Source organism: Bacillus cereus group sp. BfR-BA-01380, from assembly GCF_022663535.1.
GTDB classification, from domain to species: Bacteria; Bacillota; Bacilli; order Bacillales; family Bacillaceae_G; genus Bacillus_A; species Bacillus_A cereus_BB.
Genome location: NZ_JAKUFS010000015.1, coordinates 109,539 through 121,366, shown reverse-complemented (window position 1 = coordinate 121,366; position 11,828 = coordinate 109,539). Strand labels below are relative to the sequence as shown.

Genomic DNA, 11,828 nt, shown 5'->3' with positions numbered 1-11,828 from the left:
GCATGTATTAGGCACGCCGCCAGCGTTCATCCTGAGCCAGGATCAAACTCTCCAATAAAGTTTGTCTAGCATCATAAATAAAAATTGACGTTTCACGTTGTTTGTTTCGTTTAGTTTTCAAAGTTCAATGTCGCGTTTTGGCGACTTTTATAATATAACATAACATTTCATATTCGTCAACAACTTATTTTAACATTTTGTTTCAGTGAATTGCTGACTCTGCCTATTATATAGACTTCGCTCCTCCTATGCAAGCACTTTTTATAAAAAAAAAGAATAAGGGAAATCCCCCTTATTCTTCTGAGCTTTCTTGATCTTCTTGTATGTCTTCTTCATCTTCTTTTTGTGTTTTTGCTACCGTCGCTACTTCTTGCTCGCCTTCTAAACGAATTAAACGAACACCTTGTGTATTACGTCCCATTTGAGAGATTTGATCCACCGGCATACGGATTAAAACACCTGCTGCTGTAATCAGCATAATATCTTCTTCACCATTTACAGACTTAACAGCAATTAACTTACCATTCTTATCTGTAATATTACATGTTTTAAGACCTTTCCCTCCACGGCTTTGGAGGCGATATTCTTCAACTGGCGTCCGCTTACCATAACCATTTTTCGTTACAATTAAGACATCCATTTCTTCTTCAACGATTTCCATGCCAACTACTTGATCTTCCTCACCTAACGTAATAGCTTTCACACCCGCTGCATTACGTCCCATCGAGCGAACATCTTGTTCATGGAAGCGAATTAACATACCGTTACTTGTTCCCACAATCATATCTTTTTCGCCTGTTGTTAAACGGACAGAAATTACTTCATCTTCTTCACGAAGAGAAATAGCGATTAAACCATTGTTACGAATATTAGCAAATGAGGAAAGCGGCGTTCTTTTTGCAATACCGTATTTTGTTGTAAAGAATAAAAATTGATCGTCGTTAAATTCTCGGATTGGGATAATCGCATTTACCCATTCATCTTTATCCACTTCTAATAAGTTAATAATCGGTATACCTTTTGCTGTACGACTATATTCAGGAATTTCATACCCTTTCGTGCGGTATACTTTCCCTTTATTAGTGAAGAATAAAATATGATCATGTGTAGATGTTGTTAATAAATGTTCTACAAAATCATCATCGTTTGTTCCCATACCTTGCACTCCACGTCCGCCACGATTTTGCGTTTTGTACGTAGAAGCTGGTAATCGTTTCACATACCCATTATGAGTAAGTGTGATTACAATGTTTTGCTCTGGAATTAAATCTTCATCCTCGATTGCTTCCATACCGCCCATTGTAATTTCTGATCTTCGTGTATCATTAAAGCGATCTTTAACTTCTGTTAATTCTTCACGAATAATTTCAAGAACCTTCTCTTCATCTGCGAGAATTGCTTTTAACTCCGCAATCAATGCAAGTAGTTCTTGATATTCCTGTTCGATTTTTTCACGTTCTAATCCCGTTAAACGTTGCAAACGCATATCTAAAATTGCTTGTGCCTGCTTTTCGCTTAAGCCAAAACGTTCCATTAATCCTTGCTTTGCAATGTCTGCTGTCTTCGAATTACGAATTAGAGTAATTACTTCATCAAGATGATCTAACGCGACGCGTAAACCTTCTAAAATATGAGCACGAGCTTCTGCTTTCTCTAATTCATATGCAGTACGTCTACGGATAACGACCTTCTGATGATCCAGGTAATAATATAGACATTCTTTTAAATTTAATACTTTCGGTTCTCCATTTACAAGCGATAGCATATTAATACCAAAGCTTGTCTGAAGTGATGTATGTTTATATAAGTTATTCAATAACACATTTGCATTTGCATCTCGTCGTAATTCCATGACGATACGCATACCATTTCGATCTGATTCATCACGTAAATCTGTAATGCCATCAATCTTTTTGTCTCGAACAAGCTCCGCAATCTTTTCAATCAACCTTGCTTTATTCACTTGATATGGTAGTTCAGTTACAATAATAGATTGTTTCCCATTTGCCTTCTCTTCGATTTCTACTCTTGCACGAAGAATTACTGTACCACGCCCTGTTTCATACGCTCTTCGAATTCCACTTCGTCCAAGAATTTGACCAGCTGTTGGGAAATCTGGGCCGGGAATATACTCCATTAATTCTGCGATTGTAATCTCCGGATTGTGACTTAACGCTAATACCCCATCAATTACTTCACCAAGCTGATGCGGAGGAATATTCGTTGCCATCCCAACGGCGATACCAGTTGCACCATTTACTAATAAATTAGGAAAGCGCGCAGGTAATACAATTGGTTCTCTTTCCGAACCATCATAGTTATCTTGATAATCAATTGTATTTTTTGTGATATCACGTAATAGTTCCATAGAAATCTTGGACATTTTTGCCTCTGTATAACGCATCGCAGCCGCCGAATCACCATCGACAGAACCGAAGTTACCATGTCCATTTACTAGCATATAACGTTGACTAAAGTCTTGGGCCATTCGCACCATTGTTTCATATACCGCTGAATCACCGTGTGGATGATACTTACCAATTACTTCACCAACAATACGCGCAGACTTCTTATACGCTTTATCAGCAGTAATTCCTAAATCGTTCATCGCATATAAAATTCTGCGGTGAACGGGTTTTAATCCATCACGAACATCTGGCAGTGCACGAGATACGATAACGCTCATCGCATAATCTAAAAACGAGGTACGCATTTCTTGGCTAATATTAATTTCTCGAATTCGGCCTTGTTGTTGGTTGTCTGACATCAACCAGCACCTCCTCATTACATTTCCGATCGATATACCATGTTCATTTATACGTAGAAGACAGGAATACTCAGATTCCTGTCATCAATCATTAAATATCAAGGTTTTTCACATATTTTGCATTTTCTTGGATAAAGTTACGACGTGGTTCAACTTTATCACCCATTAAAATTTCAAATGTTTCATCTGCTTCAATTGCATCTTGAAGCGAAACTTGAAGAAGTGAACGTACTTCTGGATCCATTGTTGTTTCCCATAGCTGCGTTGGATTCATTTCTCCAAGACCTTTATAGCGTTGAATACCTGGTTTTGGTTGTTTCGGAATCTCTGCTAATATATTTTCAAGTTCTTTATCGTTGTAAGCATACTCAACTCGCTTACCTTGTTGCACTTTATATAATGGCGGCTGTGCAATATATATATAGCCGTGCTCAATAATTTGACGCATATAACGGTAGAAGAACGTTAATAATAGGGTACGAATATGAGCGCCGTCGACATCAGCATCCGTCATAATAATAACTTTGTGATAACGTGCCTTTTCAATATCGAAATCTCCACCAATACCAGTGCCAAGCGCAGTAATAATTGTTCGCACCTCATCGTTTGATAAAATTTTATCTAAACGTGCTTTTTCGACGTTAATAATTTTTCCTTTAAGCGGCAAAATCGCTTGGAAGTGACGATCACGCCCTTGTTTCGCAGAACCGCCAGCGGAATCACCCTCTACGATATAAATTTCACTAATAGAAGGATCTTTAGAAGAACAATCTGCAAGTTTGCCTGGCAAGCTTGACACTTCCAGTGCACTTTTTCTGCGCGTTAATTCACGAGCTTTCTTCGCAGCTACACGAGCACGTGCTGCCATCGTTCCCTTATCTACAATTTTTCGAGCGACATTTGGATTTTCAAGTAAAAACTTTTCAAATGCTTCAGAGAAAACCGATTCTGTAATTGTTCTTGCTTCACTATTTCCGAGTTTCGTTTTCGTTTGCCCTTCAAATTGTGGATTTGGATGTTTAATGGATACAATAGCCGTTAGACCTTCACGAACATCTTCACCCGTTAAATTACTATCAGCATCTTTTAAAATATTATTTTTCCGGCCATAATCATTAATCACACGTGTTAATGCTGTTTTAAATCCTACTTCATGCGTACCACCTTCATACGTATGAATGTTATTTGTAAATGAATAAATGTTAGTTGTATATCCTTCGTTATATTGAAGAGCAACCTCAATTTGAATTCCATCTTTTGAACCTTCTACATATACCGGTTCTTCATGTATTGGTTCTTTAGAACGATTTAAATGCTCAACATAAGACTTAATTCCGCCTTCATAATGGAATTCTTTCTTTTGTTTATGCTCACGTTTGTCTTCAATTGTTAATTTAATATCACGATTTAAAAATGCTAGCTCTCTTAAACGAGTTGCTAACGTATCAAATTCATATTCCGTCGTTTCAGTAAAAATTTCTGCATCCGGTTTGAAACGCGTTACTGTACCCGTATGATCTGTATCCCCAATCACCTTTAAGTCCGCAACCGGAATACCACGTTCATACTTTTGATAATGAATTTGCCCGTCACGATGAACAAATACCTCTAACTCTGTTGATAATGCATTTACGACAGAAGCACCTACACCATGTAAACCCCCAGAAACTTTATAACCGCCGCCGCCAAATTTCCCCCCCGCATGAAGGACTGTCATAATAACTTCTACAGCGGGACGACCCATTTTCTCGTGCATCCCAACCGGAATACCGCGACCATTATCTGTTACTGTAATACTATTGTCTTCTTCAATAGCTAGATTAATCTCATCACAATATCCTGCTAATGCCTCGTCAATACTATTATCAACAATTTCCCATACAAGGTGATGAAGACCTTTTCCGCTTGTTGAACCAATATACATCCCTGGGCGTTTTCGAACTGCTTCTAATCCTTCCAACACCTGTATTTGACTTTCGTCATATGCGTTTTCTTCAACTTGTTTTTGTTCCATTGACACAAAGATCACCTACTTTTCCATTTAGACAGAAGTTATTTATCTTCTTCTCCACAATCCACTGTGCCGTTCGTTACATGAATTGTTTTTGCTTGTTTTAATGTATCATGCTCAATTCCATCAACACTTGTCGTTGTTACAAACGTTTGCACTTTTCCTTGAATCGTATTAAGCAGATGTGATTGCCTGTAATCGTCCAGTTCCGATAACACATCATCTAATAAAAGGATTGGATATTCGTTAACTTCTGAATAAATCAATTCGATTTCAGCTAACTTTAGGGAAAGCGCGGTCGTTCGTTGCTGTCCTTGTGAACCAAAAACTTGAACATTTTTCCCGTTAACAAAGAATTGCAAATCGTCACGATGAGGCCCAATTAAGGTTGTACCACGGAAGATTTCACGTTGTTTCACAGATTGGAAACTTTCATAGTATACTTCTTCTATTTTCGACAAATCCATGGATTCTGATACATCTATGCTTGGTTTATAAACTATTTCTAGCTCTTCAAGTCCTCTGCTAATCCCTCGATGAATTGGAGATGCCCATTCTTGCAATAGACGTAAAAATTCAAAACGTTTTTTTAACACTTTTACACCATGTTCAACGAGCTGAAGTGTAAACACATCTAGCATAGCTTCATCATTCTTACTGCTTCCTTGCATTTTTTTAAGCAAATGATTACGCTGTGTAAGGACTTTTTGATATTGACTTAATTCATACAAATACACAGGAGCTATTTGTCCAAGCTCCATGTCTAAAAAACGTCTTCGTACTTGAGGGCTTCCTTTGACAAGATTTAAATCTTCTGGTGCAAACATAACAACATTCATTACGCCAATATATTGACTTAATTTTTGTTGCTCAAGCCCATTTAACTTTGCCTTTTTTCCTTTTTTGGAAACATTTAGCTCTAAAGACAAAGAGTTATTTCTTTTTTGTAGTTTTCCTTTTATTTTACCATAATCCTCATCCCATCGGATAAGTTCACGATCATTAGAAGTTCGATGAGATTTTGCCATCGCTAATACGTAGATCGCTTCCATCAAATTAGTTTTTCCTTGCGCATTTTCACCAATAATTACGTTTACTTTATCTTCGAAGGAAAGATCTAACTTCTCATAATTGCGATAGTTTTGTAAATGTAGTTCTGTAATATACAAAGGGATCCCCCTTTATCCTTGAACTTGAAATGTTCCGATCTCCGGAATTTCAACAATATCATTTGTATATAATTTTCGGCCTCGTCGATTTTCAAGCTCTTTATTTACATACACTTCATACTCTTGTAAAAACCACTTTACCGCTCCGCCTGTATCAATCACGTCAGCCAGTTTTAAAAATTGTCCTAATGTAATATATTCTGTCGAAATTTGAATATGTTTCATAATAAATCGCTCACTTTCTAAAAGTGTTCATTCTTTCATTGTACTAAATAAACAAGCATTAGGAAAGTAATAGCAAGAAATCAAAAGGGTTACCAGTAGATTTGCACTAGTAACCCTTACCTTATTTTAGTACGTACGTACCGGTAAAATTAATTGAATAATGGAATCGTCGTTTACAGTACGAATTAAAAATGGTCTCATGGCACCAGTGAAACTAACTTTAATTTCTGTACTATCCAACGCTTTTAATGCATCCATCATATATTTTGCACTAAACGAAATTTTCAACTCTTCCCCTGTAAATTGCTCACATTGAACTTCTTCTACTACCTTTCCAATTTCTGGAGAGTTCGATGAAATTTCCAACATTTCATTTTCTAAAGTTGATAATTTCACAACATTATTACGTCCATCTCTTGCCAATAATGACGCCCGATCAATTGCTTGTAAAAATTCTTTTGTATTTACAAAAATATCTGTTTTACTATCAGGCGGAATTAGTCTTGTAGTATCAGGATAGTTACCTTCTAATAGTCTAGAGAAAAATAATAAGTGCTTTGTGCGGAATAGGACTTGATACTCCGTTATAACAATATCTACCATCTCTTCTGATTCATCAAGAATTTTACTTAACTCATTTAAACTTTTTCCTGGAATCACAACGTTAGCTTGAAGTTCATTTGCAATCGTTTGTCCTGTAATTTTTGCTTTACGAAGTGCTAAGCGATGACTATCTGTTGCAATACAAGTCAACTCGCTGTTATATACCTTCCAGTTTACACCTGTCAAGATCGGGCGTGTTTCTGATGTAGATACAGCGAATACAGTTTGTCGAATCATATGTTTTAAAAGATCTGTTGGAATTTGAAATACATGATGTTCTTCGATCTGTGGTAATAATGGATATTCAGCTGCATCTAGACCATTAAGATTAAACTCAGATTTTCCAGATTTTATTTTTGTCATAAAATGACTTTCTACAGAAATTTCAACTGTATCTTTCGGTAATTTTTTTACAATTTCGCTGAAATATTTTGCTTGTAAAACAATACTTCCAGATTTTTTTACTTCTACAATTTCTTTTCCATCTTCTTCAACTGGGATAAAAGATTCAATGGATATATCTGCATCACTACCTGTTAATGTAACACCTTCTTCGGTTGCTACAATTTTAATCCCTGTAAGAATTGGAATTGTTGTACGAGAGGAAACAGCTTTCATTACATCTTGTACACTTCTGACAAGGTAGTCTTTTTGAATTGAAAAATGCATATCGAAAACCTCCGGTAAGTATAAAATTGAATTTATTTAATAATAATAAAAAATTAGTAGTAATAGTAATAGGTCTTGTGGATATGTGGATAACTTATTTAAAGGACGGAAAAACAGTCTATCTACATGTGGATAGACTGTGTGTAAAACAAGGATAGTTATTCACGTTGTTCACATTATTTAATTATTACTTTAAAATATCGCGAATTTCTTCAAGTTGTCTTTGTAATTGTGTATCTGTTTTTAACAACTTTGAAATTTTTTCATGGGCATGAATGACTGTAGTATGATCACGTCCTCCGAATTCTTCACCGATTTTTGGTAAAGAGGAATCAGTTAATTCACGAGACAAATACATTGCAATTTGACGAGGGAAAGCGACAGACTTTGTACGCTTTTTTGCTTTAAAGTCTTCCAATTTTACTTGGTAAACATCCCCTACAGCTTTTTGAATGTCATAAATTGAAATAATTTTTGGTTTTGAATTTGGAATAATATGTTTTAGTGCCTCAGCAGCTAAATCTGCATTCATATCTTTATTAATTAAAGAAGAGTACGCTACAACACGAATTAGGGCACCTTCTAATTCACGAATATTAGAGTCAATTTGATTGGCAATATAAAGCATAACCTCATTCGGGATATCGAGCCCCTCAGCTTTTGCTTTCTTACGTAAAATTGCAATCCTTGTTTCTAAATCTGGAGGAGTAATATCTGTAATGAGTCCCCATTCAAAACGTGAGCGTAAGCGATCTTCTAATGTTGGGATTTCTTTTGGTGGACGATCACTTGAAATTACAATTTGTTTACTTTCTTCGTGCAATGCATTAAACGTATGGAAGAATTCTTCTTGTGTCTGTTCTTTTCCGGCAAGGAATTGAATATCATCTATAAGCAGAACATCAACGTTTCGATATTTATTGCGAAAATCTACTGCTTTATTATCACGAATAGAATTAATAAACTCATTTGTAAACTTTTCAGATGATAGATAAACGACTTTTGCGTTTGGATTATGTTCGATGACATAATGGCCAATCGCATGCATTAAATGTGTCTTTCCGAGTCCGACTCCCCCATAAATAAATAAGGGATTGTATGCTTTAGCGGGTGCTTCCGCCACAGCTAAAGAAGCAGCATGGGCAAAACGATTGCCAGAACCGATTACAAAAGTATCAAATATATATTTGGGATTAAGCATACTTTGTGGGAAATGATTAGGTTCATCATGCATTGTTTTATTCTTTTGAAGAGGAGGATAGTCAAATTCCTCTTCTGTTTGACTTTGTGGAATGATAAAGCGAATTGTAAGTTCTGCTCCCATTAAATGAATAATTGTTTCTGAAATAAGATCAGAATAATGGGATTCCAACCAATCACGTGCAAATTCATTTGGCGCAGTAATTGTTAAAACGTCCTTTTTTAAAGAATACGCTTTTGTAGACTTAAGCCATGTTTCATAACTAGGCTTACTCACTTTTTTTTCTAATTCTTTCAAGGTGCTATTCCATAAATCCGAAATATTTTCCAAAGGTGTCCCTCCTTTACAAAAGATGATGAGTAAACAGGATGTTTAATATTTGTACAATGCAAGCGAAAAGTGCTGTATATTTATACGAAACAATTTTTAAAAGAAAAAAAGTGCTTTAAATACAAGATAGAGTTTTCGACAAAAAACACATTGTGGAAAACTTTTTATACACATGTGAGTATACATGTCCACAAGTTATGCACAAATTGTGGATAAATGATAATTGTGGAAAACTTGTTCAAGGTGAAAACACAACTATAATATCAAAAAAAGATAGCGATAGCAATGTATTTCGGAAAGTTATCCACAAAATCAATACCTTGTGGAATAAACTTGTCCACAGTACGATATACTGTGTAAAAGTAAAAAAAATATTTGTGGATAGAAAAAAGTGGCGAAAAAAATTATCCACAACGAATAGAGTGTGCTGTGAACAACCTTGTGAATAGGGAGAATGTGAATATTTGATTAAAATTTTTAGAAGCATTGACATTCTCCTAGCAAATTAACTATAATTTATAGGACTGTCTTTAACAGTTATTCCTCAGGGAGGTGTCATATAATGAAAAGAACTTATCAACCAAATAAACGTAAGCGCAGCAAAGTACATGGTTTCCGTAGCCGTATGAGCACAGCGAACGGACGTAAAGTTCTAGCAGCTCGTCGTCGTAAAGGTAGAAAAGTATTATCTGCGTAGGCCACTGATCGTTCAGTGGTCTTTTTTCTAGTAATTATGAATTTTCCACTGGCGAAATACAGGAGTGTTCAATTGATATGAAGAAAAAGAATCGTGTAAAGAAGAATGAGGAATTTCAAGCTGTTTTTCAAAATGGAGAATCAAATGCCAATCGTCAATTTGTTATATATCAGTTAGAAAAGCCTGATCAACCGTATTTTCGAATTGGTCTTTCCGTTAGTAAGAAATTAGGAAATGCAGTCATGCGTAATCGTATTAAACGTATGATTCGTCAAGCTTTTACAGAGTTAAAAGATGAGATAGATTCTGGAAAAGATTTTGTTATAATAGCAAGGAAGCCTTGTTCAGACATGAACTATGAACAATTAAAGAAAAGCTTAATTCATGCTCTGCAGCGCTCAGGAGTTAAACGGGCAAAAAGTGGCGAAAAAAGAGGGAAATGAATTACACTATATACATACCGAAACAAGGAGGAGCAGGCTGTGAAAAAAAAGATAGGCTTACTAGTCATGCTTATTGCTGTTATGGCAATTGCTGCTGGCTGTAATCAAACAAATCAGCCGATTACACCGCAAAGTACGGGAATTTGGAATGAATATTTCGTATACCCACTTTCTCAGTTAATCACGTATTTTGCAAAATTATTTGGCAATAACTATGGTTTAGCGATTGTTGTTACGACTCTTATCATTCGTTTTGCTTTATTACCATTAATGATTAAGCAAACGAAGAGTACGAAAGCAATGCAAGTAATACAACCTGAAATGGCAAAATTAAAAGAAAAACACAGTTCTAAAGACCAAGCAACTCAACAAAAATTACAACAAGAAATGATGCAGTTGTATCAAAAACATGGTATCAATCCATTAGCAGGTTGTTTACCAATATTTATTCAAATGCCAATTTTATTTGCATTTTATCATGCAATTATCAGAACGGCAGAAATTAAACAGCATAGTTTTTTATGGTTTGATTTAGGTCATGCTGATCCATATTACATTCTTCCAATTGTTGCAGCGATCACAACGTTTATTCAACAAAAGCTTGCAATGGCTGGTACTGCTGCACAAAATCCACAAATGGCAATGATGACTTGGCTTATGCCTATCATGATTTTAGTTTTCGCAATTAATTTCCCAGCTGCATTATCTCTTTACTGGGTAGTAGGTAACATCTTTGGTATCGCTCAAACATATTTGATCAAAGGGCCGGATCTTAAGGCTAGTAAGGCAGGAGGATCAAGTAAGTGAGTATGATTACTGCTAAAGGACAAACAGTCGAACTGGCAGTGCAATTCGCATTAGAACAATTACAAGTATCAAGAGAGAAAGTTGAGATACATGTCATTGATGAAGGGAAAAAGGCGTTTCTTGGCTTTATTGGAGGACGGCCTGCTATTGTAGAGGTCATTGTAAAAAAAGATCCTGTAGAAGAAGCAGAACTTTATTTGAAAAGTATCATAAAAGAAATGGATGTTGATGTAACTGTTGGAACAGATGTAAAAGGGCGTGATATCCATTTTACACTTTCTGGTAGCGATGTTGGTGTATTAATTGGAAAAAGAGGTAATATATTAAATTCTTTACAATATGTAACAAAACTTGTTGCAAATCGTAGCACGAAACAATATATCGGTGTAACAATCGACGCTGAAAATTATCGTGAGAAACGAAAAAATACGCTAGAATCGCTTGCGCTTCGGTTAGCGAAGCAAGTTGGCAATACGAAAAAAAGAGTTGTGTTAGAACCGATGCCTTCTTTTGAAAGAAAAATTATACATCAAGCACTTTCGAATCATCCATATGTGATTACGACGTCTGAAGGTAAAGAACCACATCGACATGTTGTTGTATCTCCGAAATAAAATAAAACTTCCATCCTGAGGAATTGATTCTAGAGGGTTGGCTAGTTGAACAAACCAGGCTCTTATAGGTAACCTATCTGCTTTACATTTCTTAGAAGATTGAAGTAGGAGTTTTACTTTCTTTTAGAGCGGGATAAAGTGAAACTTTAATCAGTGGGGGAAGAAGATCCCCCGCTGATTATTAGCCCTCCCAATCGGGCTTTTACGGGCAGTTTATCTCCCACCTAACTTCTTTGCTTTCACCGAAATTTGAGGTGGGAATATTACTGCCCGTGAATAGCGGGATAAACCG

Annotated in this window: 10 protein-coding genes; 4 read left to right on the top strand and 6 right to left on the bottom strand. The window is 35.9% G+C overall.

All coding sequences use genetic code 11. The features are described from left to right. Positions 1-292: 292 nt before the first annotated feature. The 6 genes from gyrA to dnaA all read right to left on the bottom strand — a co-directional run bounded on the left by gyrA (position 293) and on the right by dnaA (position 8,975). A complete protein-coding gene (gene gyrA, locus MR076_RS15275) occupies positions 293-2,767 on the bottom strand; it encodes a DNA gyrase subunit A (RefSeq protein ID WP_242222018.1) in 2,475 nt (824 codons plus the stop codon). Positions 2,768-2,858: 91 nt separating this feature from the next. Beyond that, a complete protein-coding gene (gene gyrB / locus MR076_RS15270) occupies positions 2,859-4,781 on the bottom strand; it encodes a DNA topoisomerase (ATP-hydrolyzing) subunit B (RefSeq protein ID WP_242222016.1) in 1,923 nt (640 codons plus the stop codon). 38 nt (positions 4,782-4,819) lie between these two features. Next, positions 4,820-5,947 (bottom strand): DNA replication/repair protein RecF, encoded by a 1,128-nt coding sequence (recF, locus tag MR076_RS15265; RefSeq protein WP_242222014.1) that lies wholly within the window; start codon positions 5,945-5,947, stop codon positions 4,820-4,822. A gap of 12 nt (positions 5,948-5,959) precedes the next feature. Further along, positions 5,960-6,172 (bottom strand): S4 domain-containing protein YaaA, encoded by a 213-nt coding sequence (yaaA, locus tag MR076_RS15260; RefSeq protein ID WP_242222013.1) that lies wholly within the window; start codon positions 6,170-6,172, stop codon positions 5,960-5,962. Between the two features lie 126 nt (positions 6,173-6,298). Continuing rightward, positions 6,299-7,444 (bottom strand): DNA polymerase III subunit beta, encoded by a 1,146-nt coding sequence (dnaN, locus tag MR076_RS15255; RefSeq protein WP_242222010.1) that lies wholly within the window; start codon positions 7,442-7,444, stop codon positions 6,299-6,301. A gap of 187 nt (positions 7,445-7,631) precedes the next feature. Further along, entirely contained in the window at positions 7,632-8,975 is a 1,344-nt protein-coding gene (dnaA, locus tag MR076_RS15250; protein ID WP_242222008.1) for a chromosomal replication initiator protein DnaA, read from the bottom strand. Between the two features lie 562 nt (positions 8,976-9,537). Here dnaA and rpmH point away from each other — a divergent pair. From rpmH to jag, 4 genes are all read left to right on the top strand, one after another. Beyond that, positions 9,538-9,672: a 50S ribosomal protein L34 gene (gene rpmH, locus MR076_RS15245; protein ID WP_000831901.1), complete on the top strand. Its 135-nt coding sequence runs from the start codon at positions 9,538-9,540 to the stop codon at positions 9,670-9,672. A gap of 77 nt (positions 9,673-9,749) precedes the next feature. After that, complete coding sequence (gene rnpA / locus MR076_RS15240; RefSeq protein ID WP_242222006.1) at positions 9,750-10,115, top strand: ribonuclease P protein component; 366 nt, start codon at positions 9,750-9,752, stop codon at positions 10,113-10,115. Between the two features lie 39 nt (positions 10,116-10,154). Beyond that, entirely contained in the window at positions 10,155-10,922 is a 768-nt protein-coding gene (gene spoIIIJ / locus MR076_RS15235; protein WP_242222004.1) for a YidC family membrane integrase SpoIIIJ, read from the top strand. Continuing rightward, positions 10,919-11,536 (top strand): RNA-binding cell elongation regulator Jag/EloR, encoded by a 618-nt coding sequence (jag, locus tag MR076_RS15230; protein ID WP_242222001.1) that lies wholly within the window; start codon positions 10,919-10,921, stop codon positions 11,534-11,536. Before spoIIIJ ends, jag begins: the two co-directional genes overlap by 4 nt. Positions 11,537-11,828 lie beyond the last annotated feature (292 nt).

What these genes read in the sequence shown, in the direction of transcription:
- gyrB (WP_242222016.1), bottom strand. Translation starts at nt 4,781, where the DNA reads ATGGAACAAAAACAAGTTGAAGAAAACGCATATGACGAAAGTCAAATA.
- yaaA (WP_242222013.1), bottom strand. Translation starts at nt 6,172, where the DNA reads ATGAAACATATTCAAATTTCGACAGAATATATTACATTAGGACAATTT.
- dnaN (WP_242222010.1), bottom strand. Translation starts at nt 7,444, where the DNA reads ATGCATTTTTCAATTCAAAAAGACTACCTTGTCAGAAGTGTACAAGAT.
- gyrA (WP_242222018.1), bottom strand. Translation starts at nt 2,767, where the DNA reads ATGTCAGACAACCAACAACAAGGCCGAATTCGAGAAATTAATATTAGC.
- rnpA (WP_242222006.1), top strand. Translation starts at nt 9,750, where the DNA reads ATGAAGAAAAAGAATCGTGTAAAGAAGAATGAGGAATTTCAAGCTGTT.
- rpmH (WP_000831901.1), top strand. Translation starts at nt 9,538, where the DNA reads ATGAAAAGAACTTATCAACCAAATAAACGTAAGCGCAGCAAAGTACAT.